Origin of the sequence: Corallococcus sp. BB11-1, from assembly GCF_026626625.1 — a bacterium.
Taxonomy (GTDB): domain Bacteria; phylum Myxococcota; class Myxococcia; order Myxococcales; family Myxococcaceae; genus Corallococcus; species Corallococcus soli.
This window is the reverse complement of the sequence record NZ_JAPNJY010000001.1, coordinates 890,838-917,777: the sequence shown is the minus strand read 5'-3', so window position 1 is coordinate 917,777 and position 26,940 is coordinate 890,838. Positions and strand designations below refer to the sequence as shown.

The 26,940-nt window shown below is 70.9% G+C and carries 23 protein-coding genes; 12 read left to right on the top strand and 11 right to left on the bottom strand.

All coding sequences use genetic code 11. The features are described 5' to 3' along the window. Positions 1-238: 238 nt before the first annotated feature. From OV207_RS03905 to OV207_RS03870, 8 genes are all read left to right on the top strand, one after another. The gene (locus tag OV207_RS03905) at positions 239-2,083 is read left to right on the top strand and encodes a cytochrome C (protein ID WP_267552687.1); all 1,845 of its coding nucleotides are present in this window, start codon (positions 239-241) and stop codon (positions 2,081-2,083) included. Between the two features lie 31 nt (positions 2,084-2,114). Further along, positions 2,115-3,275 carry an FIST signal transduction protein gene (locus tag OV207_RS03900; protein WP_267552686.1) on the top strand — a complete coding sequence of 387 codons (1,161 nt, stop codon included), beginning with the start codon at positions 2,115-2,117 and terminating at the stop codon, positions 3,273-3,275. Positions 3,276-3,281: 6 nt separating this feature from the next. Beyond that, positions 3,282-6,248 (top strand): response regulator, encoded by a 2,967-nt coding sequence (locus tag OV207_RS03895; protein WP_267552684.1) that lies wholly within the window; start codon positions 3,282-3,284, stop codon positions 6,246-6,248. Beyond that, positions 6,241-6,660: a response regulator gene (locus tag OV207_RS03890; RefSeq protein WP_267552682.1), complete on the top strand. Its 420-nt coding sequence runs from the start codon at positions 6,241-6,243 to the stop codon at positions 6,658-6,660. The genes OV207_RS03895 and OV207_RS03890 overlap by 8 nt, the downstream gene beginning before the upstream one ends. 219 nt (positions 6,661-6,879) lie before the next feature. Next, positions 6,880-7,761, top strand: coding sequence for a tryptophan 2,3-dioxygenase family protein (locus OV207_RS03885; RefSeq protein ID WP_267552680.1), 882 nt, complete (start codon positions 6,880-6,882; stop codon positions 7,759-7,761). Then, positions 7,758-8,903, top strand: coding sequence for an aminotransferase class V-fold PLP-dependent enzyme (locus tag OV207_RS03880; RefSeq protein ID WP_267552678.1), 1,146 nt, complete (start codon positions 7,758-7,760; stop codon positions 8,901-8,903). The genes OV207_RS03885 and OV207_RS03880 overlap by 4 nt, the downstream gene beginning before the upstream one ends. Next, entirely contained in the window at positions 8,900-9,934 is a 1,035-nt protein-coding gene (locus tag OV207_RS03875) for a methyltransferase (protein ID WP_267552676.1), read from the top strand. Before OV207_RS03880 ends, OV207_RS03875 begins: the two co-directional genes overlap by 4 nt. 199 nt (positions 9,935-10,133) lie before the next feature. After that, positions 10,134-10,928 (top strand): dienelactone hydrolase family protein, encoded by a 795-nt coding sequence (locus tag OV207_RS03870; protein WP_267552675.1) that lies wholly within the window; start codon positions 10,134-10,136, stop codon positions 10,926-10,928. A 68-nt stretch (positions 10,929-10,996) separates the two neighbouring features. On the opposite strand, the gene OV207_RS03865 is transcribed toward OV207_RS03870, so the two are convergent. Continuing rightward, a complete protein-coding gene (locus OV207_RS03865) occupies positions 10,997-11,686 on the bottom strand; it encodes a response regulator transcription factor (RefSeq protein ID WP_267552673.1) in 690 nt (229 codons plus the stop codon). A gap of 283 nt (positions 11,687-11,969) precedes the next feature. Here OV207_RS03865 and OV207_RS03860 point away from each other — a divergent pair, with 283 nt between their 5' ends. Beyond that, complete coding sequence (locus OV207_RS03860) at positions 11,970-12,383, top strand: response regulator (RefSeq protein WP_193346435.1); 414 nt, start codon at positions 11,970-11,972, stop codon at positions 12,381-12,383. Between the two features lie 30 nt (positions 12,384-12,413). On the opposite strand, the gene OV207_RS03855 is transcribed toward OV207_RS03860, so the two are convergent. Both OV207_RS03855 and OV207_RS03850 read right to left on the bottom strand, forming a co-directional pair. Then, a complete protein-coding gene (locus tag OV207_RS03855; RefSeq protein WP_267552671.1) occupies positions 12,414-13,724 on the bottom strand; it encodes an ABC1 kinase family protein in 1,311 nt (436 codons plus the stop codon). 74 nt (positions 13,725-13,798) lie between these two features. Further along, entirely contained in the window at positions 13,799-15,655 is a 1,857-nt protein-coding gene (locus OV207_RS03850; RefSeq protein ID WP_267552668.1) for a serine/threonine-protein kinase, read from the bottom strand. An 875-nt stretch (positions 15,656-16,530) separates the two neighbouring features. Here OV207_RS03850 and adh point away from each other — a divergent pair. Both adh and OV207_RS03840 read left to right on the top strand, forming a co-directional pair. After that, complete coding sequence (adh, locus tag OV207_RS03845) at positions 16,531-18,057, top strand: aldehyde dehydrogenase (RefSeq protein WP_267552667.1); 1,527 nt, start codon at positions 16,531-16,533, stop codon at positions 18,055-18,057. 2 nt (positions 18,058-18,059) lie between these two features. Then, entirely contained in the window at positions 18,060-18,449 is a 390-nt protein-coding gene (locus OV207_RS03840; RefSeq protein WP_193346429.1) for a DUF779 domain-containing protein, read from the top strand. A 29-nt stretch (positions 18,450-18,478) separates the two neighbouring features. Here OV207_RS03840 and OV207_RS03835 read toward each other — a convergent pair whose 3' ends face one another. From OV207_RS03835 to OV207_RS03800, 8 genes are all read right to left on the bottom strand, one after another. Then, positions 18,479-20,734: an ATP-binding protein gene (locus tag OV207_RS03835; protein ID WP_267552665.1), complete on the bottom strand. Its 2,256-nt coding sequence runs from the start codon at positions 20,732-20,734 to the stop codon at positions 18,479-18,481. Beyond that, on the bottom strand, positions 20,703-21,521 hold the full coding sequence (locus OV207_RS03830) for a hypothetical protein (RefSeq protein WP_267552663.1): 819 nt from the start codon (positions 21,519-21,521) through the stop codon (positions 20,703-20,705). Before OV207_RS03830 ends, OV207_RS03835 begins: the two co-directional genes overlap by 32 nt. 159 nt (positions 21,522-21,680) lie before the next feature. After that, a complete protein-coding gene (locus OV207_RS03825) occupies positions 21,681-21,956 on the bottom strand; it encodes a DUF5985 family protein (RefSeq protein ID WP_267552661.1) in 276 nt (91 codons plus the stop codon). Between the two features lie 13 nt (positions 21,957-21,969). Continuing rightward, positions 21,970-22,227 carry a DUF5985 family protein gene (locus OV207_RS03820; RefSeq protein WP_193346424.1) on the bottom strand — a complete coding sequence of 86 codons (258 nt, stop codon included), beginning with the start codon at positions 22,225-22,227 and terminating at the stop codon, positions 21,970-21,972. Then, positions 22,220-22,627: a hypothetical protein gene (locus OV207_RS03815; RefSeq protein ID WP_193346423.1), complete on the bottom strand. Its 408-nt coding sequence runs from the start codon at positions 22,625-22,627 to the stop codon at positions 22,220-22,222. The genes OV207_RS03820 and OV207_RS03815 overlap by 8 nt, the downstream gene beginning before the upstream one ends. 128 nt (positions 22,628-22,755) lie before the next feature. Next, on the bottom strand, positions 22,756-23,577 hold the full coding sequence (locus OV207_RS03810; protein ID WP_267552656.1) for a hypothetical protein: 822 nt from the start codon (positions 23,575-23,577) through the stop codon (positions 22,756-22,758). Positions 23,578-23,607: 30 nt separating this feature from the next. Then, positions 23,608-23,994, bottom strand: coding sequence for a response regulator (locus tag OV207_RS03805; protein WP_193346419.1), 387 nt, complete (start codon positions 23,992-23,994; stop codon positions 23,608-23,610). A 14-nt stretch (positions 23,995-24,008) separates the two neighbouring features. Continuing rightward, the gene (locus OV207_RS03800; RefSeq protein ID WP_267552654.1) at positions 24,009-25,481 is read right to left on the bottom strand and encodes an ATPase domain-containing protein; all 1,473 of its coding nucleotides are present in this window, start codon (positions 25,479-25,481) and stop codon (positions 24,009-24,011) included. 77 nt (positions 25,482-25,558) lie between these two features. Between OV207_RS03800 and OV207_RS03795 the strand changes: the two genes are divergently transcribed. Continuing rightward, complete coding sequence (locus tag OV207_RS03795; protein WP_267552652.1) at positions 25,559-26,905, top strand: short-chain fatty acid transporter; 1,347 nt, start codon at positions 25,559-25,561, stop codon at positions 26,903-26,905. Positions 26,906-26,940: the final 35 nt, after the last annotated feature.

The following is a 26,940-nucleotide window of genomic DNA, read 5'->3' as shown; positions in this document are numbered from 1 at the left end:
CCCTCCCATCCAGTCCCAAACATTCTGATTCCCCTCTGAGCGGAAATATTCTCAGAAGTTGAATCGGTCTGTTGATTGTGGATATTCTTCGTACGGCTAAAAATACTCACTCCCGGTAAAAGCCGGTTTTGAGTCGGACCTCATCCGCCACCGTCCCCCCGACGGAAGGGCTACCGGGTCCCCTGAACGCGACGCTGTGACTGTAAGCGTCCGCAATCACGCCTTCGAGGAGTCCCACATGGGTGCAGTTGGAGCTTTCGGTTCCGCGGGCCGCACGGGCCTGCTGTCGGTGTTGACGGGCCTGGCGCTGGCGTGCGGTGGACAGGAGGCTTCAGGGCTCGAAACCGCGGCGTCCCTGGATGAGACGGTCACGCCCGCGAACCTTGAGTCCCAGACCCAGGCGATGACGGACGACGACGCCCGCAAGGGGGGCAACGGCCGCCCGGCGCCGGTGGCGCTGGCGCTGGAGGTGGACAACGGGGAGGGCGTGCCCCTCACGGTGAAGGCCGGGCAGACGTTCTGGGTGAACCAGATTGATTTGCGCGCCTCCATCAACGCCACGGTGGACGAGGGCGTGAACGGCCTGCGCCAGAACAGCGACTTCCTCGCCATCGGGTGGGGGGGTGTGCGCCTGGCGGACGAGGAGTTCGTGGGCCTGTCCAACCCGGACGGCACCTTCACCCGCCGCCGGTTCTTCCGCGACGCGGCCTGGATGAAGGCCACCAGCCTCTTCACCGTGGAGCCGGTGGACGCGCGCGGCGTGCTCACGGGCCCGCCGGTGCTCCTGAACATCGGCGGCGACGAGACGCGCCGCACGGAGCGCGACGACTTCTTCATCCGCCGTCTGCGCGCCATCCAGTGGACGCGCGACTGTCGCAGCGCCACGGACTGCACGGGCGCGAAGGCCTTCGAGGAGGAGGCGCTGGTGGAGGTGCGCAACGCGTACGAGCACGCGAAGAAGCAGACCCTCACCTTCACGTCCCGGACGAAGGGCCTGCGCCTGCGCTGGAGCCTGCGGCCGTTCGCCCCGTACTACATCCCCGTCACGCAGGTGAGCTCGCCCGCCCACGACTACGGGTTCGCCATCGACATCAAGCCCCTGACGGCGCCCCGCAAGGACGGCACGTACGCCCCCGGGTCGGATGTCACCTTCCAGCTCACCCTGAAGGACGGGAAGGGCAAGCGTCTGCACCCCGCCGGCCGCCTTCCAACCTACAATGAGGTCGCACCGCCGGGTGCTCCCGGCAACCCCGCCGGGATCCAGTACTATCAGGCCTTCTTCGACCCGACCGCCACGTACTACCGCCGCAAGCACCGTGAACGGATGATGATGACGCAGCTCATCGGGCCTGCGCAGGACATCAAGCCCATCCGGAGCATCGTGGACCTGGAAGCGTTCCTCGACGACTCCCAGGACGTGCAGACCATCGCCACCCCGGCGCGCGACGGCGTCTACGCCCAGTTCATGACCTTCCCGCCCGCCAACAAGCTCTTCGGCGGCGCCTTCTTCCCCAATGACGGCCGCTGGGACGCGCCCGTGAGCGACACCTGGACCTACCACCTGCCCGCGGACGCGAAGCCCGGCACGTACCTGGTCACCGCCAAGGGCCGCCGCGTGTTCCTGGGCGAGGACCTGCCCGGCTCGCGCACCATCGAAATCCAGGTGGGGTCCAAGAAGCACACGGAGGCGAAGCTGACCACCGGCCCGTGCAACACCTGCCACAGCAAGGGTGGCGATTTGGACACCGTGCTGCACGCGAACGACAACCGCGCCGCCTGCGCGTCGTGCCATGCTCCGCTGGGCTTTGAACTGGAGGGGCCCATCTTCGTGCGCACGCACTTCATCCACTCGCGCTCCAACCGCTTCGACGCGCCCCTGGAGAAGTGCTCGTCCTGCCACCTGGACAAGGAGACCACGCAGCGCACCAGCAAGGCCGCCTGCCTGTCGTGCCACAAGAGCTACCCGGACAGCCACGTGAAGTCCTTCGGCCCCATCGAAAGCATGTACGTCGGTGGCGGTCGCGAATCGTTCCAGCAGTGCACCGGCAGTTGTCACAAGACACACCCGGGCAGCGGCCTCTAGCCGCCACGCCCGGTTCGCAAGGGAGTCCTCCATGGCCAACGTGAAGATGCAGACGGCTCGCTCCACCCTCACGGATCCAGTCGCTGCCGCGGAGGACCTCCTACGACAGCTGCACGGCCCCCCGCCGAAGCTGGTCACGCTGTTCGCCTCCCGCCAGCGTGACCAGCGCGCGCTCAACCGCGCGGTGCGCGAGCGGCTGCCCAAGGACACCCGGCTGGTGGGCGCCACCACGGCGGGGGAGCTGGACAACAACGGCATCCACGTCAACAGCGTGGTGCTGGGCGCGCTCTCCGGCGACTTCGAGGTCGGCCTGGGCCTGGGCAGCGGCCTCACCGGCGACGCCATCGCCGCGGGCGCCCAGGCCATCAAGCGCGCGTGCGAGGAGCTGGGCGTGCGCCAGCAGGACCTGGACGCGCGCCGGTACGTGGGCCTCGTGATTGACGACGGCTTCCGCTACAAAAAAGAAGAGCTGCTGCTGGGCATCCTGGAGAAGAACCAGACGCTGGTGCTGGTGGGCGGCGGCGCCAGCGACTCGGAGCCGGACCCCTCGCGGCAGTCCGCGCTCATCCACGTGGACGGTGAAGTCGCCGGCGACGGCGTGCTCGTGGCCCTCTTCAAGACGAACGCGCCCTGGGCCGCGCTGCGCTCGCACTGGTACGTGCCCACCGGCCAGCGGCTCACCATCACCAAGGTGGATGAGACGCACACGCGCGCGCTCGAAATCGACGGGCTGCCGGCCGCGAAGCGCTACGCCGAAATCCTGGGCGTCACCCCGGAGGAGCTGGAGTTCGGCAAGCCCAAGGGCTTCGCCGTGCGCCCCACCGCGCTGAAGGTGGGCCGCGAATACTTCATCCGCGCCGCGTGGCGGCCCCTGGAGGACGGCTCCATCCTGTTCGCCAACCTGCTGGAGGAGGGCAGCGAGCTGGACCTGATGAAGGCAGGCGACCTGGCGGGTATGACGCGCGACTTCTTCGCGGAGGAGCTGCCCAGGCGGGTCCAGAACCCCCAGGCCGCCCTCCTGTTCCACTGCAGCGGACGCATGTGGTACGCGAACGCCACGGGTGTGGTGCCCCAGCTTTCGGAGGCGATGAAGCTCGCACCGTCCGCCGCTGGGATGAACGTGCAGTTTGAAATCTACTCAGGCTTCCACATCAACACCACGCTGACCGTGCTGGCGTTCGGTTCCAACTAGACACAAATGGCCAACCAACCGTTCGACGTGGCGCTCGCGGAAGCTCCGCTGAGGTACACCCTGTCGCTGCTGCTGGTGGGCAGCGAGCGTGAAACGCGCGCGATGCGCGACGCGCTGGAGCGCGAGGACATCCTCTCCATGCTCACGCTGGAGCAGGCGTGCTCGAAGGAGGCCCTGGACAAGGCGCTGGAGCGGCCGTACGCGCTGGTGCTCGCCGGGTCGCAGCTGCCGGGGCTCTCCTGGGAGGCCGTCCAGGCGACCTGGGCCCAGCGCGGGCTGTCGCTCGCGTTCGTGGTGAGCTCGCCCACCTGGGACCCGGACGTGCTGGGCGCCGCCATGCGGCTGGGGGCGCTCGACTACGTCACCGAGGACCGCTACGGCCACCTGCCCTTCATCGTCGCGCGCGAGCTGCGCCTGCACGCCGAGCGCGCCCAGCACCAGGCGACGGGCGTGGAGCTCAAGCGCACCAACTACCTGCTGAGCAACATCATCGACGCGCTGCCCTTCGTGCTGTTCGTGAAGGAGGCCGAGTCGCGCCGGCTGGTGGTGGCCAACAAGACCTTCGCGGACGCCTTCAAGGTCACCAAGGACTGGCTGCTGGGGAAGCTGGACCACGACTACTTCCCGCATGACCAGGCGGACTCGTTCGTCGCCATCGACACGGAGATCCTCGAGACCCGGAAGATGAAGACGTTCGAGGAGGTGGCCCGCGCGGACGGCGAGGACCGCATCTTCGCCACGCGCAAGATTCCGCTGCTGGACGAGCACGGCATCGCGCGCTTCGTGATGGGCGTCACCGACGACATCACCGAGCGCAAGCAGAACGAGGCCATGCTGCGCGCCTCCAAGGAGGAGCTGGAGGCCGCCAACAAGCAGCTGGCCGCCAGCCTGGAGGAGATCAAGAAGACGCGCGCGGTGTCCGCCCGGTCGCTGGCCAGCTACCAGCAGCGCGCCCTGCAGATGGAGATCATCCGTCAGCAGAACGAGGACCTGGACCGGCTGGCCCAGGAGCTCTCCGTCGCCAAGCGCAACGAGGAGGAGCGCGCGCGCGAGGCCGAGGGCGCCGTGCGGCTCAAGAGCGAGTTCCTGGCGAACTTCAGCCACGAAATCCGCACCCCGCTCAACGGCATCATCGGCTACTGCGACCTGCTGATGCGCGAGGAGGGCAACCGCCTGACGCCGCACGGCCGGCGCGACCTCAACGTGGTGAAGACGAACGCCAAGACGCTGCTGGCGCTCATCAACGACATCCTGGACCTGTCCAAGATTGAGGCCGGCCGCGTGGAGGTCGTCACCGAACCGGTGGACGTGCAGGAGCTGGCCGACGAGTGCATGGCCACGGTGAAGGAGTACCTGAAGGGCAAGGACGTCGCCCTCACCGTGCACGTGGACCCGGAGGCGCACGAGGTGCGCACGGACGCGCTGAAGCTGCGGCAGATCATGCTCAACCTCTTGAGCAACGCGGCCAAGTTCACCGACACGGGCGAGGTCGCCCTGACGGTGGTGCCCGCGGGCTCCGGCGAGATGCTGATGACGGTGGAGGACACCGGCGTGGGCATCCCCGCGGACCAGCTGCCCTTCATCTTCGAGAAGTTCCGCCAGGTGGACGGCTCCACCACGCGCAAGGTGGGCGGCACGGGGCTGGGGCTCGCCATCGTGCGCGAATTGACGCGCGTGCTGGGCGGCACCGTGGACGTGACGAGCACGCTGGGCCGCGGCTCCACCTTCACGGTGCGCCTGCCGGACGTGCTGGCGCGCACGGTGACCGCGAACAGCCCGCATGCGACCGAGCGCCTGGTGCCGGTGCACGACGTGGCGATGAAGCTCGCGCCCATCGCGCGGCCGGGCAGCACGGTGCTGGTGGTGGACGACGACCCGCTCATCCAGCAGCTCGTCACCGGGCAGTTGGAGCCCGCGGGCTTCAAGGTGGTGACGGCGGATGACGGCATCGCCGCGCTGAAGCTGGCGCGCGAGCTCAAGCCGCAGGCCATCATCCTGGACATCCACCTGCCCCGGATGGACGGCTGGTCCGTGCTCAGCCAGCTCAAGAGCGAGCCGGGCCTGGCCGCCATCCCCGTCATCCTCGTGTCCGTGGAGGAGCAGCGCGCGCGCGGCTTCAGCCTGGGCGCGTGCGAATACCTGGTGAAGCCGGTGGAGCCGGAGCGGCTGGTGGAGGTGGTGCAGAAGAGCCTCGCCTCCGCGGGCGCCACGTCGGCCACGGGTGACGTGCTGGTGGTGGACGACGACGCGGCCACGCGCGAATTGGTCAGCCGCAACCTGCGCCGCGCGGGCTTCTCCACCAACGAGGCGCGCAACGGCGAGGACGCGCTGCTCAAGGCGCGCGTGTCGCCGCCGTCGCTGGTGGTGCTGGACCTGATGATGCCGAACCTGGACGGCTTCGAGGTGCTGCGCCGGCTGCGCGCGGAGAAGCTGTCCGTGCCGGTGGTGGTGCTCACCGGCAAGACGCTCACCCCGGACGAAGAGACGCTCCTGCGCGACGGCTTCGCCGGCTTCGTGCGCAAGGGCGGCACGGCCCTGGAGGACGTCATCTCCCAGGCCAAGGGGCTGCTGATGTCCCAGCGGGCCGCGAGCGCCGGCAAGCTGCCCCGCGTGCTGTACGTGGAGGACAGCGAGCAGAACCGCGACATCGTCCGCCGCTACCTGGGCGGGCTGTATGACCTCATCGAAGCGGAGGACGGCGAGCAGGGGCTGGAGCGTGCCCGTGCCGACGTGCCGGACCTCATCCTCATGGACCTGTCCCTGCCGAGGCTCGACGGCTGGGAAGTCACCCGCAGGCTCCGGGCGTTGCCGGATGGGCAGAACGTGCCCGTCATCGCCGTCACCGCCCACGCGGGGCGCGAATACCAGGACAAGGCCCAGGCGGCCGGCTGCACCGCCTACCTGACCAAGCCCCTGGATCGCGATCAGTTGATCGAGACGATTCGTCAGTACCTAGGGAGAAGCCATGGCTGAACCAAAACCGCGCGTCCTGGTGGTGGACGACGACCCGGACCTGCTCGACCTCGTACAGCGCTCGCTGAGCGCGTACGGGTTCGAAGTGCAGACCCATACGTCCGCGTTGGGCGTGTCCAACATCGTGCGCGCGTCCGAGCCGGACTTCGTGCTCATCGACGTGAACTTCCCCGCCCTCAAGGGGGACAAGGTCGTGGGGCTGGCGCGCCAGTACGCCCCCCCCGGCACCCGCTTCATCCTCTACTCCGCCTCGGATGAGGCGAAGCTGCGCTCGCTGGCCATCGCCTCCGGCGCGGACGGCTACATCTCCAAGAGCGTGCAGGGCGCCGACCTGGCCCAGAAGCTCAACGCGATGCGCCTGAAGCCCCGTGCCGCCACGCCAGGCCGGAATCCCTCGCCCGTTGAGGGGTAGCCAACACCCCGGGTGCGCCCGACCCCTCGGGCCACCCTGCCTCTGAGTACGAGAAAAATCTCGGAAAGTGATAACCTGACAGGGTAGATGACTTGAACTCTACAAAAAGCCCTGTAAGGTAGTCGCTTCTGGAGTTTTCCGCGCTCACTGTTCCCCCCGAACTGGGGCGCATTCCACCCAGCACTCATACGTTCCTGCGCCCTGGAGGGAGCTATGTTCATGTCCACCGATTACAGCCACGCGGAAAAACTGAAGCACGAGCTGACCCAGCCGCTCTTCAACCCGATGCTGAAGAAGTGGGTGGGCAAGGGGGAGCTGGACTACGAGCGCTACCTGCACACGCAGACGCTGCTGGGGCTCCAGTCCGCGGAGGCGGAGCGCGTGTCGCACGACGAGCTGATGTTCCAGGTCGTCCACCAGTCCCAGGAGCTGTACCTGAAGCTGGCGTCGCGCGAGGTGGTGGAGGTGGTGGCGGAGCTGGACAAGGACGCGCTGTGGGCGGTGGTGGCGCGGCTGGCGCGGGTGCAGCGCATCCTCCAGTGCATCAGCGCGGAGATGGCCATCCTGGAGACGATGACGCCGGAGGCGTACCAGGTCATCCGCCGCAGCCTGGGCAACGGCAGCGGGCAGGAGTCGCCGGGCTACAACACGTTCCGGCTGGCGGCCACGGGGCTGGAGTCCGCGCTGGAGCGGATGCTGGCGCGCCGCAACGTGACGCTGCTGCAGGTCTACACGGCCGGGGGGCATGAAGACCTGAAGCATGTCTGTGAGAACCTGCTGAGCATGGACGAGGCCTTCCAGGGCTGGCTCTTCGCTCACTTCCAGCTGGTGCGCCGCACCATCGGCGTGGACCGCTCCGTGAAGGCGCTGGACGGCCTGCCCACGCAGGTGCTGGCCGGACGCATGACGCTGCCGCTGTTCCGCGCGCTGTGGGACGTCCGCGTGGAGATGACGGCGAGCTGGAAGCGTGAGGGCGGCTACGCGACGGGCGAGGCCCGCGGCGGCTCGGATGTGCACGCGGCGGCGCGGGCGGGTGGCTGCCCCATGCACGCCCACGCGGCGCCGACGGCGTTTGCCCAGGAGCACCGGAGCCAGACGTGAGCGGAGCGGTGCTCCCGGGGGCCCTGCGCGCGGAGTACCCCCTCCTGGAGACCTGCACGTACCTCAACAGCAACTCCACCGGGGCGATGCCCCGGGCCGTGGAGGGCGTGCTCGCGCACTACTGGACCACGATGCGCACGTGGCGCGACGCCGTCTGGGATGGCTGGCTGTCCCAGATGCAGGGCTACGCGGACGCGGTGGCGGACCTCATCGGCGCGCAGCCAGGGTCCGTGGCGCTGGACTTGAACCTGAGCGCGCACCTGTCGCGGCTGGGCACCTGCCTGGACTTCAGCGGCGAGCGCCGCCGCGTCGTCATCACCGACCTGGAGTTCCCCACGGTGCCCTTCATCTGGAAGGGCTTCGCGCGCTACGGGGCGGAGCTGGTGGTGGTGCCCTCGCGCGACGGCCGCGTGGATGAGGCGGCGCTGGAGGCGGCCATCGACGAGCGCACGCGGCTGGTCTGCGTGTCGCACGCCGCGTTCGCCACCGGCGCCCTGCTGGACGTCGCGCGCGTGGCGAAGGCGGCGCACGCGGCCGGGGCGCTCATCGCCACGGACGCGTACCAGACGGTGGGCGCGGTGCCGGTGGACGTGCGCGCGCTGGACGTGGACTTCCTCATGGGCGGCGCGCACAAGTGGCTGGGCGGCTCCGAGGCCGCCTTCCTGTACGTGCGTCCGGAGCTGCTGCCCACGCTCAAGCCCGCGAGCACCGGGTGGCTTGCCGGCGCGACGCCGCTGGCCTTCCAGGCCCCGGAGGACTGGGCGCCGGACGCGCGGCGGATGATGGGCGGCACGCCCGCGCCGCTGATGGTGCTGCTGTCGCGCCCGGGGTTGGAGCTGCTGAAGGGCGTGGGCATCCATGCCGTGCGCGAGCACTCGCTGAAGCTGACGTCGCGGCTGATGGCGCGCGCGGACGAAGCGGGCCTGCGCGTGGTGACGCCGCGCGAGCCGCACCAGCGGGGCGGCGTCGTCGCCCTGAGCTTCCCCGGTGATGCGCGCGTGATGCAGCGGCTGGTGGCGCGCGGCTTCATCTGCAGCCACCGGGGCTTCCTGCGCGTGGCGCCGCACTTCTACAATACGCCGGAGGAAGTGGAGGGCTTCATGGACGCGCTCATCGAAGAACAGCGCCGGGAGGCCGCGTGAGCGCGGCGCCGCGCGAGCCCACGTCGCCGCGCGCCCTGCTGCACCTGCTGTTCAACGGCGCGCGCGCCCTGGACGTGGTGGAGACGGCGCTGGGGCTGGGGCTGCTGGACGCGCTGGAGCCCGGGCCGGTGACGCTGGGGGAGCTGGCCTCGCGGCACGGCTTCGTCCCGCAGCGGCTGTACAAGTTCCTGGACTGCCTGGAGAGCCTGGGCCTGGTGCAGCGCGAACAGCCCTCCGACGCGCTGGAGGCCACGCGCTACCGGGGCGTCGCGGGCCTGCGCGCGGCGGCGGAGGCGGTGCTGGGGCCGCGCGCGCTGGAGCGCGACCGGGAGAAGTACGACTGGAAGGCGCTGCACGGCCGGCTGCCGGAGGTGCTGCGCGGACAGCACGCCATGTCCGCCGCCTCCTTCGACTGGCCTCCGCGCACGCCCGAACAGGTGGAGGGCTTCGAGGCCAGCATGGCCGCGGGCCTGGGCCCCATCCTGGAGACGTTCCGCACGCACGCGGGCGCACTGTGGCCCTCCGGGGCGCGGCTGCTCGACGTGGGCGGCGGTGACGGGACGCTCGCGGAGCACCTGCTGCGCGAGCACCCGGCGCTGTCCGTGGACGTCTACAACCTGCCCGCCACCGAAGCGCTGGTGACGCGCACGCGCGAGCGCGCGGGGCTGCCGCGAGAGCGCCTGGGCTTCGTGGGCGGGGACTTCCTGCGGGAGGCGCTGCCCGGGGGCTACGACGCGCTGTCGTTCGTGCGCGTGCTGCACGACTGGCCCGCGGAGGTGGCGCGCCAGTTGATGCAGGCCGCCTTCGCCGCGCTGCCCTCCGGCGGCCGCGTGCTCATCTGCGAGGAGTTCCGCACGCCGGAGCGACTGGCGGCCCAGTTCTTCTGGTCCTACTTCCTCATCGGCGTGGACGCGTGCTCCAGCCGGCTGCGCGAGGTGGAGTTCTACCTGGACGCGCTCACCGCCGCGGGCTTCGCGCGCGCGCACGTGCTGCCCGGCCCCTTCGAGCTGGTCGTCGCCACGAAGCCCTGAGGGCCATCTGTCGCCTTCCGGGCGGCGGCTCCCTCCCCCAGGGAGGGGCTGCTCCCCTGCCCGTCCTCCCTCCCCGACAGGGGGATGTCGCAAGGCGGACACCCTGGACCTTCCGACAGGTCTCAGCGCCCCCAGGGGTGGTCAAATTGGCCCTGTCGCAGCAGTCAACCAGGGTCAAACGCAGACGGGAGGAGCCTGTATGACAGGTCCCCGGTCACGGACGGGGTTGAGGGCAGCACGGCAGGACCACGGGACGTCGGAGTCGCAGCGGGAAGCTCCCGCGCCCCGGGGAGGAACGTCGGCGGCGCGCACGCACCTGGAGCGCGAGGTGATGGTGCCGGTGGATGACGCCGTCCTCCTCCGAGGACGGATGGCGGTGCCCGCGGGGGCCCGGGGCCTGGTGGTGCTGGCGCGAGGCAGCGACAGCACCCGTGAGAGTCCCCGGCTCGCGCTCACGTCGCGCCTGTTCCAGGCGATGGGGCTGGGCACGCTGCTGTTGGACCTGCTCACCAGCGAGGAGATGGAGGAGCGCCGCACGCGGCAGCTGCGCTTCAACATGGGCCTGCTGGGCCTGCGCATGGCGGGCGCGGCGCGGTGGCTGCAACGCGAGTCCCCCATCCCCGACCTGCGCGTGGGCTACTTCGGCGCGCACACCGGCGCGGGCGCGGCGCTGTCCGCCGCGGCCAACCGCCCGGAGCTGGTGGACGCCGTCGTGTCGCGCGGCGGCCGGCCGGACCTGGCCGGCGCGGTGCTGCCCCGGGTGCGGGCCCCCACGCTGCTGCTGGTGGGCGGCGCGGACGCGCTGGGCCTGGACATCAACCGCCGGGCCCATGCCGCCCTCCAGGCTCCCAAGCACATGGAGATCATCCCGGGCGCGACCCACCACTTCCAGGAGGACGCGGAGCTGGAGCGGGTGGCAGAGCTCGCCGGGGAGTGGTTCCTCCAGCACCTGGGCTCGACCCGGCACGCCGAAGAACCCGTGTCCGGGCCCTGAGCGCCGCCTCACGCCAGGGAGACATCCGCGCGGCTTCGCGGGTGTCTCCCGGCATGTCCCCGAAAGGCCTACGCCAGCACGGGGCGGGGCACGCCCAGCTCGCACGCCAGCACCGCGAGCTGGGCGCGGTTCTCCGGTCCCAGCTTGCGGTAGATGTTCGTCAGGTGTGCCTTCACCGTGCGCTCGGTGATGCCCAGGTGCACGGCGATCTTCAGGTTGTCCGCGCCGGCCGCCACGTAGCCCAGCACCTCGCGCTCCCGCAGCGTGAGCCGCGAGAGGGCGGGCGCCGTCGACGTCAAATCCTCCAGCCGCGTGCCATGGGACTGGAGCATCTCCACGGGCAGCAGCCGCTCGCCCCGGGCCACCCGGCCCACGGCGCGCACCACGTCGTCACAGCCCACGTTCAGCTTGCACAGGTAGCCTGCCGCCCCCGCCTGGAAGCAGCGCTCCATCACCTCCGCCTCGTGGTGGCCCGACAGCACCAGGGACCGCACCTGGGGATGGAAGTCATGCAGGTACTTGAGCACCACCAGGCCGTCCTCCACTGTGGAGCGACCGGGACGCTCCAGCCGCAGGTCCACCAGCGCGACGTGGGGCGCGGCGCTGCGCACCTGGGACAGGAACGACTGGGTGTCCGAGCAGCGGGCCACCACCTTCATTCCCGCGCCCTCCAGGAGGGCCTCCAGGCTCTCGCGGACCAGGATTTGATCCTCCAGGAGCGCGACCCGGATCTCCTGGCCGGCTGCATTCACTTCCATGGATCCACCCTCTTCTTCCCGGTGATGGGATGCCTCTCAGCGGCTCCAAGCCTGGAAGATATGCTTTCAACGTTCTTCCTACGCAGCGCCACTTCAGAAGCGGGAGACCTTCCCCCCGTCCGCCCGCCGGGCAGGTCGCTTTCCAGCAGGAGACACTCCAGAAAATTCCAGGGAGGCTGGCCAGCCAGGAGGGGGTTGGGCGATACTCAGGCCGTGTCCGGCTCGCGGGTCCTTGGGGCGGCGTGACGTGACATCCCAACTGTCGGTTCCAGGGGGAGCCACCATGTCGTCGGAGTCCAAGATTCGCGTCCTCATCGTGGACGATGACCCGGACCAGCTCGCGCTGGCGGAGCGGACGCTGTCTTCCTACAACTTCGAGGTGCGCACGCACCGCTCGTCGTTGGGGGTCTCCAACCTGGTGCGCACCACGGCGCCGGACCTGGTGCTCCTGGACGTGAACATCCCGGCGCTCAGCGGCGACAAGGTGCTGGCGCTGGCCCGGCAGCAGGCGCCGGCGCACACCCGCTTCGTCCTCTACTCCGCCTCCGACGAGGCGAAGCTGCGCGCCCTGGCGCTGGCAGCGGGCGCGGACGGCTACCTGTCCAAGAGCACGCAGGGCGAGGACCTGGCGCGCAAGCTGGAGCGGCTGCACAAGCGCCCGCGCACCGCCGCGGCCCCCGCCGCCCCCGCGAAGTAGCGCTTCACGCCCGGGTGTGAGGCGCCGCCCTCAGGCCTCCACGAGCGCGCCGACCTCCAGGAACACCTGCCGGAAGTCGCCGTGGGCGCCCAGCATGCGCAGGTTCTGCGCCAGGCCTCCGGTGGCGCGGAAGAACATCATCGCCTCCGGGGGCGGTTTGATCCGCAGGAAGCGCGCGGCGTTGCGCGTGAAGTGGTTGCGCAGGTCGCGGTTGATGTCGCAGGTGCCGTAGTCGTACGGCGCGGAGCGCATGGGCCGCCCGGCGATGTGCAGCACCTCGCGCAGCAGCGCCTCGGCCTCCTGCTCCGGCAGCTCCACGGAGAAGCCCACCTCCCGGCACAGCCCCAGCACGTCCAGCGTCTCCAGGCGCAGCGCCTGGTGGAACATGCGGCGGTTGGCGGCGACGAAGCCCGGGCTGAAGCGCTTGATGGAGCCGAAGTCCAGGAGGCCCATGCGCCCGTCCGGCATCACCATGAAGTTGCCCGGGTGCGGGTCCGCGTGGATCTCCCCCGCGTCCAGGAAGGGCCCGTAGGTGGCGCGGATGAGCTGACGCGCGACGCGGAAGCGCGCGTCGTTGTCCGGGGACGTCGTCACCCAGTCCTTGAGCGTCTGGCCCTCCAGCAGCTCCAGCGTGAGGACGCGCCGGGCGCTCCGGTCCACGATGACCTGCGGCACGTACAGGTCCGGCAGCTTCGCCACGCTCTGCGCGAAGCCCGCGGCGAGCGTCGCCTCGCGGCGGTAGTCCAGCTCCAGCATGAGCTCGTCGCGGAACTCCTGGAAGTACGCGGTGCCGTCCATCATCTTCGACGTCCTGGACACCGTCTTCACGACCAGGCCCAGGTTGTCCATGTCATGGCCCATGGACGCGTCGATGCCCGGGTACTGCACCTTCACCGCCACCTTGCGGCCGTCGTGCAGCACCGCCTTGTGCACCTGCCCCAGGGACGCGGCGGCCAGCGCCTCACGGGAGAAGTCCCGGAACAGCTCCTCCGGCGGCGCGCCCAGCTCCTCCTTCACCACGCGCGACACCTGCGCGTAGGACATGGCGGGCGCCTGGTTCTGGAGCTTCGCCAGCATCTGCCGCACTTCGGGCGTGAGCAGGTCCTGGTCCATGGAGAGCGCCTGGCCCAGCTTCATGGCCGCGCCCTTCATCTCCCCCAGCGTGGCCACCAGCTTCTCCGCGGTGCCCAGGCTGAGCAGCTCCGAAGGACTGGAGCCCGCCAGGTGTTTGGCGCCCGTCTTGAGCACCTCCGAGCCCACGTGCATGGAGAGACCGGCCAGCTTGCGCAGGCGGTTGAGCCGCCCCTGGGGCGGAAGCTTGTCGTCGGGGTCGGAAGCCATGGAGAGGAGAGGATTAACGAGGAGTCCCCTCCCATACGCAAGGCAGCCCCGGGACAGATGCGGGGTCGGCCCCCCTACCGGGGGGCAGCCGAGCCGCGCACCCGCGCCCGGAGGAAGCGCCAGCGCTTGAGGCCCTCCAGGTCCAGCGGGTCCGCGCGGACGGCCTGCTCGTAGGCGGCGAGCGCCTCTTCCAGCCGGCCCACCGACGCGAGCGCGTCCCCGGACAGCCGGTGCACGGCGGCGCGGCCCTCGCGGCCGGTGTTGCCCGCCAGGAAGCGGCGGCGGCACTGCTCCAGCATGGTGGCGGTGAGGCCCGCGGCCAGGCACCGCTCGATGCCCTCCACGTTGCCCAGCGTGGCGTCGTACTCCACGCGGCGCTCCACGTGGCCCAGCGTGTGGAGGGCCCCGGCCACGCGCTCCAGGGCCCGCTCCACCTGGGCGCGCTGGGCGTCCGACAGCGGGCGGGCCTTGAGCAGCTCCAGGGCGCCCCGGGCGCGCTGCGCGGCGGTGCGCACCGACTCCAGCGTCGCGTCGCGCGGCAGCTCCAGCACCGCGTACGGGTCCCCGGCGAGCCGGCGACGGAAGGCCTGGAGGACGGCTTCCGCCTGCGCGTCCTCCGGGATGGGCATGGCGGCGGCCGCCGCGGCCTGGGAGGCCGTGGGGCGCGAGCCCTGGCGCAGCTGGGCGAGCGAGGCCTGGAAGGCGGGGCTGCTGTCGCGAAGCTGCACGCCGAAGCCCGGGGACATGTTCCAGGCCTGGGCCTGCTCCGCCGTCACGTGGCGCACCACCTGCGCGGTGCAGGGCAGGTCCCCGCCGGGCAGCCGGAGCACCAGCGACACGTCCGACAGGAGCGCGGGCGGCGGCGACGGCAGCGGGAAGAAGAGGCCGGTGCGGCCCACCCACTCCCCCTGGAGCTCGGTGGGGCCCTGGGTGCCCGCGCCGCGCAGGAGCGCGGACAGCCGGGGGACCTGGGGCGCGGGCGGCGGCGCGAGCGAGGCCTCCAGCGCGGCGCGCAGCGCCGCGGCGGAGGCGAAGCGGTGCTCCGGGCGCTTGGCCAGGGCGCGCAGCAGCACCCGGGAGAGCGCCTGCGGCACGGCGGCGCACACCTCGTGCGGCGGCACCGGCTCCTTCTGCAGGTGGCCCACCAGAATCTCCGCAGCGGTGCGCCCGTAGAAGGGCACCTGTCCGGTGAGCAGCAGGTAGGCCAGCACGCCCGCCGCGTAGATGTCGCTGCGGGCATCCACCAGCCCGTCGCCGCACTGCTCGGGCGCCATGAACTCCGGCGTGCCCAGCAGGACGCCCACCTCCGTGGTCATCTCCCCGACGGGGCGCGACAGCAGCTTGGCGATGCCGAAGTCCAGCAGCTTCACGCGCTGCCGGCCCCCCGGGCCGGGCACGAGGAAGACGTTGGCGGGCTTCAGGTCGCGGTGGACGATGCCGTGCGCGTGCGCGGCGCCCAGCGCGTCACACACCTGCATCATCAGGTCCACCACCAGCGCCGGGGCCATGGGGCCGCGGGCGAACTGCGCCAGGCTCTCCCCCTCCAGGTACTCCATGACCAGGTACGGGCGCCCCTCGCGCGAGTCCAGGTCGTAGAGGGTGACGACGTTCTCATGCTGCACCAGCGTGAGCGTGCGCGCTTCGGACAGGAAGCGCGCGACCAGCTCCGGCGCCTGCGCCAGGTGCGCGTGCAGCACCTTGATGGCCACGCGCTTCTGGATGAGCGTGTGCTCCGCGAGGAACACCGTGCCCATGCCGCCGCGCCCCAGCTCGCGCACGACGCGGAAGCGGCCGAACACCTGGCCCACCAGCGACGGGACGATGGGCGTGGGCGACGACAGCGGCGACGGCGTCAGCGGCACCGTCGCGACCTTCCCCGGGGGTGGCGTGCCCGCGTAGAGCAGGGTGCCACCGGTATCGAGCCCCCGCATCAGCGTGGGGCACGCCTCCGCATCGGAGTGGGGCTGACCACAGGAACAGGTGAAGGACGACGAAGCGAGCACGGAGGGGGACCGGGAGCTGGAGGTGCGAAGCGGGGGTGGAACCAGCGTCAGGGGTGGATGCCAGCGGTGTGCCAGGACCCGGGATTTTCAGGTTCGCGCGGAGGGCCGTGCCAAACGGTTGATCCGCTTCGCTTTTCCGACACTCCTTCGCGACCCGTGTTCCAGCGCATCCGGAGACACCCTTCGGTTTCGGGGACTTTTTACAGCCCCGGGGCGGAATACTTTTCCGCCCTGCTACCCAAGACGTTCCATCCACCAGACCTTGAGCGACTTCCGCCCTCACCGCCCTTCAACGTCGCTGCCGCACCGCGCAGTCCCACCAAGATGACAGGCGGTCGTGCGGGTTTCCAGTGCGCATCAACATCCGAATCAAGAGCGGAAAACATCTCGTCCGCTCTCGAAGTAAGCCGTGTTCGCGAGTCTCCCGGTGGCCCCCTGGAAGCCGCTGAACCCGCGCGAGCGCGGCGCGGATCATCACGCGGTGAGAAACACGGAAAAACCATCCGGGATGAAGGGTTCTGCTCGGCTGCCGGGGGCTTCCGGGCTCCGCGGGGGGCACGTCCACGGACGGCGTCATCCCCCCTTCCTCCGTGAGAGGCATTGCCCCGCGCCACCCGGGCGTGAGCGCCGACGGCGCTGTCGCTGCCCGCCCCCTGGACGTGCGAGGCGCATCCCGCCCCGGACGCCCGCTTCGGCGGCGCGTGTTGCTCAATACCCGACGGTGCCAGGTCCTCCGTTTCGCATGACGCGGGGCGTTGGCTGCCTATCGTCGGTCCGTCTTCCAACCCCCGCGGGAGTGACGCATGTCGACCGTCTACGAAGCACCGGGTCAGAAGGGCAGCAAGGTCCAGTTCCAGAGCCGCTACGGCAACTACATTGGCGGGAAGTTCGTGCCCCCCGTGAAGGGCCAGTACTTCGAGAACATCAGCCCCGTCACCGGGCGCCCCTTCTGCGAAGTCCCGCGCTCCACCGCCGAGGACATCGAGAAGGCGCTGGACGCCGCGCACGCGGCGAAGGACGCGTGGGGCAAGACGCCCGCGGCCGAGCGCGCGAACATCCTCAATCAGATCGCCGACCGCATGCAGCAGAACCTGGAGATGCTGGCCGTCTCCGAGTCCTGGGACAACGGCAAGCCCATCCGTGAGTGTCTGGCCGCCGACCTGCCGCTCGCCATCGACCACTTCCGCTACTTCGCGGGCTGCATCCGCGCGCAGGAAGGGGCGCTCAGCCAGCTGGATGACAACACGGTCGCCTACCACTTCAACGAGCCGTTGGGCGTCGTGGGGCAGATCATCCCGTGGAACTTCCCGCTGCTGATGGCCGCGTGGAAGATGGCGCCCGCGCTCGCCGCCGGCAACTGCATCGTGCTCAAGCCCGCGGAGCAGACGCCCGTCACCATCCTGAAGTTCGTGGAGCTGGTGGGGGACCTGCTGCCCCCCGGCGTGCTCAACATCGTGAACGGCTTCGGCATCGAAGCCGGCAAGCCGCTCGCGAGCAACAAGCGCATCGCGAAGATCGCCTTCACGGGTGAGACGACCACGGGCCGCCTCATCATGCAGTACGCCTCCGAGAACCTCATCCCGGTGACGCTGGAGCTGGGCGGCAAGTCCCCCAACATCTTCTTCGAGGACGTCTTCGCCAAGGACGACGACTTCGCCCAGAAGGCGCTGGAGGGCTTCGCCATGTTCGCCCTCAACCAGGGCGAGGTGTGCACGTGCCCGTCGCGCTCGCTCGTCGCGGAGCGCTTCTACGACGACTTCATGCAGAAGGCCGTGGAGCGCACGAAGCGCATCGTGCAGGGCAACCCGCTGGACACCGCGACGCAGATTGGCGCGCAGGCGTCCAATGACCAGCTGGAGAAGATCCTCTCCTACCTGGACATCGGCAAGAAGGAGGGCGCGAAGGTGCTCACCGGTGGCGAGCGCAAGTCCCTGCCCGGCGCGCTGTCGGAGGGCTTCTACGTGGAGCCCACCATCTTCGAAGGCAATAACAAGATGCGCGTGTTCCAGGAGGAGATCTTCGGCCCCGTCGTCGCGGTGGCGAAGTTCAAGGACGCGGCGGACGCGCTGGCGCAGGCCAACGAGACGCTCTACGGCCTGGGCGCCGGCGTGTGGACGCGCGACACCAACACCGCCTACCGCATGGGCCGCGGCATCCAGGCCGGCCGCGTCTGGGTGAACTGCTACCACCTGTACCCCGCGCACGCGGCGTTCGGCGGCTACAAGCAGTCCGGCATCGGCCGTGAGAACCACAAGATGATGCTCAATCACTACCAGCAGACGAAGAACATGCTCGTCAGCTACGACCCCAAGCCCATGGGCTTCTTCTAGGGATGCCTGTCGCGCGCGTCGAGGTGACGCCGGCCGCCGAGGCCCTGCTCCACAAGATGCAGGGCCTCCACGGTCCGCTGCTCTTCCACCAGTCCGGCGGCTGCTGCGACGGCAGCGCGCCCATGTGCTTCCCGCGCGGCGACTTCCGCGTGGGCCAGGAGGACGTGTACCTGGGTGAAATCGTCGGCACGCCCTTCTACATGTCCGGCTCGCAGTTCGAGTACTGGCGCCACACCCACCTCACCGTGGACGTGGTGCCCGGACGCGGCAGTGGCTTCTCCGTCGAAGCCCCGGAGGGCGTGCGCTTCCTCATCCGCTCACGCCTGTTCACCGACGACGAGCACCGCCTGCTCGAAGCGGAGGGGCCCCCGCTGAAGGGGCCCCAGCACTGAGCTTCCGCGCCCGTCGCCCCCCTGTCTGTCTATGACGGGGGGGTGCCGGAGAGCCGCTCCGGCGCGGGCGCGCGGGGCAGCCGCAGGGTGAAGGTGGCGCCCTGGCCCGGCAGGCTGGCCACTTCGATGCTGCCGCCCAGCGCGTCGACGATGCGCCGGCTGATGTAGAGCCCCAGGCCCATGCCGCCGTAGTGCCGGTCGGACACGGCGCGCTCGAAGCGGCCGAAGAGCCGGGGCAGCGCGTCCGCCTCGATGCCGATGCCCTCGTCGCGCACCTCCAGCCAGGCCTCGCCGTCCGCGCCCAGCCCCGCGCGCACCGACACCGGATGGCCCGCGCCGTACTTGGCCGCGTTGCTGAGCAGGTTCACCAGCACCTGGTCCAGGCGCAGCGCGTCCCACTGGCCGGTGAGCGTGCGCGGCAGCTCCACGCGCAGCGGGCACCGCGCCTGCGCGAACACGTCCTCCAGCCGCTCCACCGCGTCGCGCGTGAGCTGCGCCAGGTCCACCTCCGCGCGCTCCAGCGCCAGCTTGCCCAATGACAGACGGCTGACGTCCAGCAGGTTGTCCACCAGCGCCGTCAGCCGGAGCACCTGCCGCTGCGCGGTGGCCAGCCTCCCCGACACCGCCCCCTGCGCCCCGGCCAGCTCCAGCGCCCGGCCAATCAGGTTGTGCTGGAGGATGAGGCTGGTGAGCGGCGTCTTCAGCTCATGGCTCGCCACGGAGAGGAACTCGTCACGCAGGCGCACCGCGGACTGGGCGTCGTGGAACAGCCGCGCGTTCTCCAGCGCCACGCTCACGCGCAGCGCCAGCTCCTCCGCCATCGTCACGTCCGCGGCCACCAGCGTGCGCTGCGGCGCGGCGGTGAACAGCGTGACGACGCCCAGCGTGCGGCCCCGCGAGCGCAGCGGCACCGACAGCACCGACGTGGGAGCCAGGTGCTCCAGCAGCGCGCGGTGCTCATCGCTGGAGGACATGCCGTCGCTCCGCATGCAGTCCGGGGACGACAGGAAGCAGACCTCGCCCGACGTGAAGCACCGGAGCGCGGGGTGCTCGGGCCCCCGGCCCCCGGTGGACAGCGCCGCCTTCAGCCGCGCGTCGAGCGCGGGCTCCCGGTGGGCCGCCGTCACCCGCCGCAGGGTGCCGTCCAGCGCCGCCAGGTCCACCAGACAGCCGGTGGCCACGTGGTCCGCCACCAGCCTGGCCACCTCCGGCAGCGCCTGCTCCACCTCGTCCAGGCGCAGCGCCAGCACGCGGCTCGCATCCAGCAGCAATTGCAGACGCTCCTCCGCCTCCTTGCGCCGCGTGATGTCCGCCATCGCGCCCGTGAGGTACGCGACCTTGCCGTCCGGACCGGCCAGCGACTGCCCTCCGCTGTGCACCCAGCGGATGCCGCCGTCGCGGCGCACCAGGCGGAACTCCAGCTCGAAGCACACCGGGGCCGCCTCCTGCTGCCGGCGGACCTCCGGCCCCAGCAGGGCCAGGTCGTCCGGGTGCATGTACTGGAGGAAGTCGCCCAGCGGGGCCTGCGTGTCCACCGCCGGCAGCCCCAGCAGGTGGTTGAGCGCCGCGTCCCGGACCTCCTGCCCCCGGAGCAGGTCCAGCCGCCAGGTGCCCACGTCGCCCGTCACCAGCGCCTGGCGCAGCCGCTCCGTGCGCTCGCGCAGGGCTTCGTAGAGCGCGGCCCGCTCCAGCGCCTGCGCGCACTGGTGCGCCAGCGCCTCCAGGAACGCGCGCTCCGCGGGCGCGAAGGCGCGCGGCTCCGGCCACCCGAGCAGCAACAGCCCCTGCACCCGCGTCTCACCCCACAGCGGAATCACCGCGCTGGCCCCCGGCCCCAGGCGCCGCGCCAGGTCCTCTTCCCGGGGGTGGACGGCGAGGGCCTCCTCCAGCGAGCCGAACCACCACGCCTCGCGCCGCCCGCCCGGGCGCGGCGTCATGAGGGAGTCCGCTGGCGCGTTCCGGGTGAGGCGCTCCGCCGCGTCGTCCGGGTAGCCCAGCACGCGCAGGGCCCGCGTGCGGCCGTCCGCCTCCAGCGCCAGCACCGCGACGCGCGTGGCGCCGCTCGCCTCCCACACCTCGCGCGCCAGCACCTGGGCCACCGCGTCCTCCGTGGCCGCGCGGGACAGCGCCGCCGTCACCGCCTGGAGGCGCGCCGTGCGTGCCTGGGCGCCGCGGGCTTCGCCGTACAGGAGCGCGTTGTCCAGCGACAGCGCGGCCCGGCGCGCCAGCTCCCGCGCCAGCTCCAGGTCCTGCTCACCGTAGCGGCGCTCCAGCGCGCCGGACATCAATGACAGACATCCCAGCACCCGCCCCCCGCGCCTCCAGCGGCACCAGCATCACGGAGCGACAGCCCAGGTCCCACGCCCGCGCCAGCATGCGGTCCCCCCGGGCCATCGCCTCCCGGGCCTGCGCCTCCGGCACCTCCGACACGAGCAGGGGCTGGCCGGTGGCCAGCACTCGCGGCACGCCCGCCAGGGACTCCCCGCGCGCGAAGCAGTCGTCCGCGAGCGCCAGGATCTCCGGCACGAGCGTGGAGTCCCGGTGCGCCGCGGCCCGGCGCACCACCGCGCCCGTGGGCGTGAGCAGATCCACCGTGCACCAGTCCGCCAGGGCCGGCACCACCAGCGCCGCCAGTTGGCGCAGCACCGTGGGCTCATCCAGTGACGAGGCCAGCACCTCGCCCGCGCGGGCCAGGAACGCGAAGCGGCCCTCTTCCACCCGCGGGAGGAAGGGGGCGCCCTCTCCAGGGGAGGCCTCCGCGCGCGGGAGCACCGGCGCAGTCAGGTCCCCTTCCAGGACCGGATCCTCCAAGGAGGCCTGTCCCGGGGGAATGTCCCCTCCAGCCAGCGCCATGGGCTGACCCGCCGGCACGACCGTGACCTCCATGGGCGTCATGGACGCCGCGGCCGCCAGCGCCGGACCCAGGCCGGACGCGACGTTCGGCCCCTGACCCAGGGGCTCCATCGTCCCCCAGGCGAACGTCTCCGGCGCACCCTCCGCTGGCGTCGCGGGAGAGGCCACGGAGGGTTCGCTGGGGCGCTCAGCGGGAGGTTCAGGGACGGGGTCGAGCATGGAAGCGATCCACGGGCGCCACACGGACAACGTGTCTTCGCCAGGGGTGCGCTTCGATAATGACGGCCACCCGGGGCCGACAAGACCCGACTGCCCCCAGAATCAAGGCGACTGTCCGCCAGAGAACCCGCGCCACGGGCCGTGGTGCCCGGCGACTGGCTACCGCGTGCCTCGCCCCGCGCGGTTCTTGTCCCAGATGGCGCCCAGGATGAGCAGGTAGGCGACCAGCCGCACGACGTACAGGAAGTACCGCCGCTCAGCGTCCAGGTCCGGGCCCACCACCGTGGCCAGCAGGTTGTGCACGCCCATCAGGGCGAAGGCCAGGGAGAAGAAGGCGAAGAGACGGTCCCTGGACTGGCGGTGGAAGCGCAGGAAGAACAGGGCGCACGACAGGTACGCCATCATCACCGCGCCATCGAGCAGGGTCTTGAGCATGACCGGTCGTCCCTCAGGACACGTCCCAGATGAGACCGTAGAGCAGCACGCCGCTGCCCAGCAGCGACGTGACGGTGCGCGCCAGCGACAGGTCCCCGGCGGGGATGAGCACCAGGTCCACGAAGAGCAGCACGTTGTTCACCGCGAAGATGGCGAAGCACAGCCCGCTGTAGAGCAGCAGCTTCATCCGCGTGCGCCGCCACGCGCGCAGCAGCAGCACCGCGCACGCCACGCTCGTCAACGCACACAGGATGTAGACCGTCTCAGCCATGGTCCTTGCCATCCTTGTCCGGCTTCAACACGAAGGCGTCCGCGAATCCGCGCACCCGGTCCATGGGCCGGGAGAAGATGAACGAAATCACACTCACACGCCGCGCCGCGTACGCGGCCGCCAGCTCCGAAGCGGACTGGGCTTCGTCGGGTTGGAGGGGGCTGAAGCGGTAGGCTTCGCCCGAAACCCCATCCTGGAGAAGGAGCCCTCCCGTCTTCAGCTCCGCCAGACGGCGGGCCGCCGAAGCTTCGGTGATTCGCAGTTCCAGGGCCACCGCCGGCGCCGTCCATACCCGGTCCGTCCGGGCACGAAGCAGGAGGAGCACCTCCAGCTTCTCGATGGAATCGATGTGCGTCGTGAGGAAGCGCTGGACCCGTGGTGGGAGGCCGGCGTCAGTCACGCCTCCACCTATGGACCCAGATACTTTGTGAATCAACCTTTTCCCTTACAGCGGTTGTTCACAGTCCTACAGGAGCCCGGCTCCCTGGCCGGACAGGGTCCGTCACGCCGGGCGGCCCCTGATTCCGCCTAGTTGCGCACGCGCTGGGCGGGGGCTCGCACCCGGATGTCCATGCGCGCCTCCCCTGCCACCATGGAGCTCAGGGCGTCCACCTGCTGGGGGGAGAGGCGGGCCACGGCGCGCAGGGCGGCCACCAGGATGAGGGCCTCCAGGCTGGAGGGGACGCTCACCCCGTGCGGCCCGGACTTGATGGGCAGCGGCAGGCGGGGCACGCGGCCGGCGGCGGCCAGGGCCTCCACCGCGTAGGCGGGGCTGGGCTCCAGCGACACGGCGATGGCGGGCAGCGCCTTGGCCTCCTCCGCCAGGCCGTGCACCTGGAGCTCCAGCAGCCGCGCGAGCGCGCCGGGCTGTTCGTAGAGGGCCAGTCCGGCGAGGCCGTCATCGGCGTGGAAGACGCAGCCTTCGTAGGTGTGCTCGTGCGCGCCGGTGACGGCGACCACGAAGGGCTGGCCGTCATCCCAGTGCGTCCAGGGCCTGGCGCTCCAGTACTCCGTGGCGGCCTGGACGAAGAGCAGCGCCTTGTCCGAGCCCAGCCCGGACACGCCGCGCTGGCCCCACGCGAGGAACGTGGCGATGGCGGCCCGGGCGGAGAGCGCCGCGGGCGGGGCGGGCGCCACGGCCAGGCCCAGCTCCAGGGCGGCCTCCGCGAGCGCGGGCTCGCACCGCACCTGGGACGTGTCCTCCAGGCCCGCGATGAGCGCCCGCAGGCCCGCGATGTCGTCCTGTTCGAAGACGGGGGCGGACGGGTCGCCCGACTCGCCGATGCGCAGGTACACCCCGGTGGTGCCCAGGGAGAGGGGCACGGGACCCAGCTTGAGCAGGTGGAACATGGCGGACCTCCGGGCGCGCGGCTGGGACGTTCAGCCTTCCTGGACGCGGGGGGCGTCCAGGGACTTGCGCACCTGCTTCATCAGGGCGCGGATGTCGAAGGGCTTCTGGAGGAAATCCATGCCGGGGTGCTGGCGCCTCAGCCCATTGGTATCCACGGCGCTCATGCCCAGCACCGCGACGTGGCGCAGCGCCGGGTCCTGCCGGATGCGCTCGATGAGCGCGGGCCCGTCCAGCACGGGCATCATCCAGTCGGTGAGCACCAGGTCCGGCTTCACCTCCGCCATGCGCTCCAGGGCCTCGCGGCCATGGGACGCCGTCAGCACGCGGTAGCCCTCTTCCCTCAAGAGGTCGGCGAGCGCCTCCAGGATGCCCTGTTCGTCATCCACCACCAGCACGGTCTCGGTCGCGGGAGCCACGGAGCCTCTGGGGTTCAGGAGTGGTTGCCCGGGAAGCGGGCGATGCCGGTGAGCAGCAGCTCCGGCGACGGCTGGAACGGAGGCTGGACCTCGATGCCCTGGGGCGTGATGAGGAACTCACGCAGCGTCGGGTCGTAGTCCGCGTCACGCAGCTTGAAGATGGAGAGCAGCCGCCGCAGCCGGCCGTTGAGCTCCAGGTGGCGCATGAACAGCAGGTTCTCCGCCACGCCGGACAGGCCGGTGCCCAGGGGCACGTCCATCTCCGGGCCGAAGAGCCGGGGCGTCTCCAGCGTGAAGAAGGTGGTGACGCCCAGCCGGCGCAGCTCCTGCGTGAGCGCGGCGAAGAAGGGGCTGATGCGCGCCGGCTCGTGCGACGTCTCCACCATGGCGCTCAGGCCGTCCACGAAGAGCCGCTTCACGCCGCGCTTGCGCACGTCCTCCAGCAGCGTGTGCGCCACCAGGTCCAGGTTGGACTCGACGGGCATGTTCCACTGGAGCTTCAGCCGGCCGTCCCGCACCGCGCTGCCCAGCGCCAGCCCCACGTTGGCGGCCTTGTGCAGCAGCCGGTCCGGGCCCTCGTAGAAGCTCACCATCAGGCCGGGCTCGCCCAGCCGCAGGCCCTCGGCCAGGTGGCTCGCGCCCAGGATGGTCTTGCCGCAGCCCGGCGGGCCCATCACCAGCGTGGTGGACGCGGCGGCCAGCCCCTCCGGAATCATGGCGTCCAGCGTGGGCACGCCAAAGCGCACCCGCTGCGTGCCCCAGTCCGGCGGCTGCTCGCGGCTGACCACCGTCTCCAGCCGGGGGAACACCTCCACGCCCTCCTCGGAGATGCGGAAGTGGTGCGACCCGCTCAGGCTGGCGCTGCCGCGGAACTTGCGCACCTGCAGCTCGCGCCAGGAGCGCATGGCCGCCGTGCGCTCGCGCAGCTCCAAGATGCCGTCCACCATCGTGTACTCAGGATGCACGGTGGGGCCCACGCTGCTCGTGAGCAGCAGCGCGGTGAAGCGCGTGAGGCCCGCGGACACCTGCAGCTCGTGGATGAACTTCTTGAAGTCGCGGCTGCTGCCCGCCGCCTCCTGCGCCTGCACCAGCCCGTCCAGCACCAGGATGCCCGCGCCGTGGTTGCGCATCTCCCGGCGCAGCAGCTCCAGCAGGCCCGGCAGCCCCTGCTCCTCCAGCATGCGGAAGCCGCTGACGTAGTAGATGCGCTGAGGGAGCTGCGCGGCGTCGAAGAACGCCATGCTGCGCAGGTTCGCCAGCATGCGCGAATGCGACTCCGCCAGCAGCGTCACGTACAGGCAGCGCGTGCCCTGGCGCGCCTGCTGATAGCAGAGCTGGTTGGCCAGGATGGTCTTCCCCGCCCCGGGCTCCCCCACGACGATGTAGACGCCCGACGCCATCAGCCCGCCGCCCAGGATGGGGTCCAGCCCGGGCACGCCTGTCGCGATGCGCTCGAAGACGGGAGGGTGCTGCTCGGTAGGGGACATGGCGACCGCTCATACCGTAAAACCCGGGGTGTCGCTCCGAAGTTCGTGGGGCGCCTGCCCGCCTGGAGTCCCGCCTCGTGGAAACCCTCGTCAGGCTCGCTGAAGGGCTGGGCCGCTTCTCCTCGCGCTTCGTCCCCAGCGCCTTCGCCATCGCCGTGCTCCTCACCCTGCTCACCCTGGCGCTGGCCGTGGGCTGGGTGGGGGCGCCGCCGGCCGGGGTGCTGGACGCCTGGGGCGGCGGCTTCTGGGAGCTGCTCACCTTCTCCATGCAGATGGCCCTGGTGATGTTCACCGGCTACCTGCTGGCGCTCACCGCCCCGGTGAAGGCGCTCCTGGAGAAGGTGGCGAGCCTGCCGAAGAGCCCGCGCGGCGCCACGGCGCTGATGGCGGTGGTGTCCATGGCGCTCGCGTACTTCAACTGGGGCCTGTCGCTGGTGGCCAGCGCCATGCTGGTGCGCTTCATCGCGCGGCGGCGGCCGGACGTGGACTACCGGCTGCTGGTGGCGTGCGCGTACTTCGGCCTGGGCGCCACCTGGCACGCGGGCTTGTCCGCCTCCGCGCCGCTGCTGGTCGCGACGCCGGGGCACTTCCTGGAGAAGCAGCTGGGGATCATCCCCATCGACCGGACCCTCTTCTCCCCCTTCAACGTGGGCCTCACGCTGAGCGCGGTGGCGCTGCTCACGGCGCTCGCCTGGGCGCTGCACCCGTCGCCGGAGCGCACCGTGCGCGTGGAGCCCGCGGTGCTGGAGAAGCTGGCGGACTTCACCCCGCCCCCGAAGCCCTCCGGGAAGCTCAGCCCCGCGGAGTGGCTGGACCACGCGTGGCTGCTCAACGTCGTCTTCGGCGTGCTGGGCCTGGCGTGGTTCGCGCGGCACCTGTGGCTGCACGGCGGCTGGCGCGCGCTCAACCTCAACGTGGTGAACTTCACGTTCCTGGTGCTGGCGGTGCTGCTGCACGGCACGCCCGCGCGGCTGCTCAAGGCGAGCGAGGAGGCCGCCAGCGTGCTGCACGGCATCGTGCTGCAGTTCCCGCTGTACGCGGGCATCTACGGCATCTTCAAGGCCACGGGGCTGACGGACCGCATCGGGGAGCTCTTCGTGTCCCTGTCCACGCGGGAGACGTTCCCCGCCATCGTGTACCTGTACAGCGGCGTGGTGAACTACTTCGTGCCCTCCGGCGGCTCCAAGTGGGCCATTGAAGCGCCGTACCTGCTGGAGGCCGCGGGCCGGCTGGGCGTGGCGCCGGAGAAGGTGGTGCTGGCGTACGCGTGGGGCGACATGGCCACCGACCTCATCCAGCCCTTCTGGGCGCTGCCGCTGCTGGCCGTGGCGCGGCTGGAGTTCAAGGACATCCTCGGCTTCCTCCTGGTCGCGTTCCTCGTCTACCTGCCGCTGGTGACGCTGGGCTTCCTGCTGTTCGGGTAGGGCGGAATGACCCGACGTTGTTTCATGGTAGACAG

Excerpts from the sequence above, each read along its gene's own strand:
- OV207_RS03830 (WP_267552663.1), bottom strand. The coding sequence starts at position 21,521 with ATGCTCGACCCCGTCCCTGAACCTCCCGCTGAGCGCCCCAGCGAACCC.
- OV207_RS03820 (WP_193346424.1), bottom strand. The coding sequence starts at position 22,227 with ATGGCTGAGACGGTCTACATCCTGTGTGCGTTGACGAGCGTGGCGTGC.
- OV207_RS03865 (WP_267552673.1), bottom strand. The coding sequence starts at position 11,686 with ATGGAAGTGAATGCAGCCGGCCAGGAGATCCGGGTCGCGCTCCTGGAG.
- OV207_RS03885 (WP_267552680.1), top strand. The coding sequence starts at position 6,880 with ATGTCCACCGATTACAGCCACGCGGAAAAACTGAAGCACGAGCTGACC.
- OV207_RS03900 (WP_267552686.1), top strand. The coding sequence starts at position 2,115 with ATGGCCAACGTGAAGATGCAGACGGCTCGCTCCACCCTCACGGATCCA.
- OV207_RS03835 (WP_267552665.1), bottom strand. The coding sequence starts at position 20,734 with ATGTCCGGCGCGCTGGAGCGCCGCTACGGTGAGCAGGACCTGGAGCTG.
- OV207_RS03895 (WP_267552684.1), top strand. The coding sequence starts at position 3,282 with ATGGCCAACCAACCGTTCGACGTGGCGCTCGCGGAAGCTCCGCTGAGG.
- OV207_RS03810 (WP_267552656.1), bottom strand. The coding sequence starts at position 23,577 with ATGTTCCACCTGCTCAAGCTGGGTCCCGTGCCCCTCTCCCTGGGCACC.
- OV207_RS03870 (WP_267552675.1), top strand. The coding sequence starts at position 10,134 with ATGACAGGTCCCCGGTCACGGACGGGGTTGAGGGCAGCACGGCAGGAC.
- OV207_RS03800 (WP_267552654.1), bottom strand. The coding sequence starts at position 25,481 with ATGTCCCCTACCGAGCAGCACCCTCCCGTCTTCGAGCGCATCGCGACA.
- OV207_RS03905 (WP_267552687.1), top strand. The coding sequence starts at position 239 with ATGGGTGCAGTTGGAGCTTTCGGTTCCGCGGGCCGCACGGGCCTGCTG.
- OV207_RS03840 (WP_193346429.1), top strand. The coding sequence starts at position 18,060 with ATGCCTGTCGCGCGCGTCGAGGTGACGCCGGCCGCCGAGGCCCTGCTC.
- OV207_RS03850 (WP_267552668.1), bottom strand. The coding sequence starts at position 15,655 with ATGCGGGGGCTCGATACCGGTGGCACCCTGCTCTACGCGGGCACGCCA.
- adh (WP_267552667.1), top strand. The coding sequence starts at position 16,531 with ATGTCGACCGTCTACGAAGCACCGGGTCAGAAGGGCAGCAAGGTCCAG.
- OV207_RS03860 (WP_193346435.1), top strand. The coding sequence starts at position 11,970 with ATGTCGTCGGAGTCCAAGATTCGCGTCCTCATCGTGGACGATGACCCG.
- OV207_RS03825 (WP_267552661.1), bottom strand. The coding sequence starts at position 21,956 with ATGCTCAAGACCCTGCTCGATGGCGCGGTGATGATGGCGTACCTGTCG.
- OV207_RS03890 (WP_267552682.1), top strand. The coding sequence starts at position 6,241 with ATGGCTGAACCAAAACCGCGCGTCCTGGTGGTGGACGACGACCCGGAC.
- OV207_RS03855 (WP_267552671.1), bottom strand. The coding sequence starts at position 13,724 with ATGGCTTCCGACCCCGACGACAAGCTTCCGCCCCAGGGGCGGCTCAAC.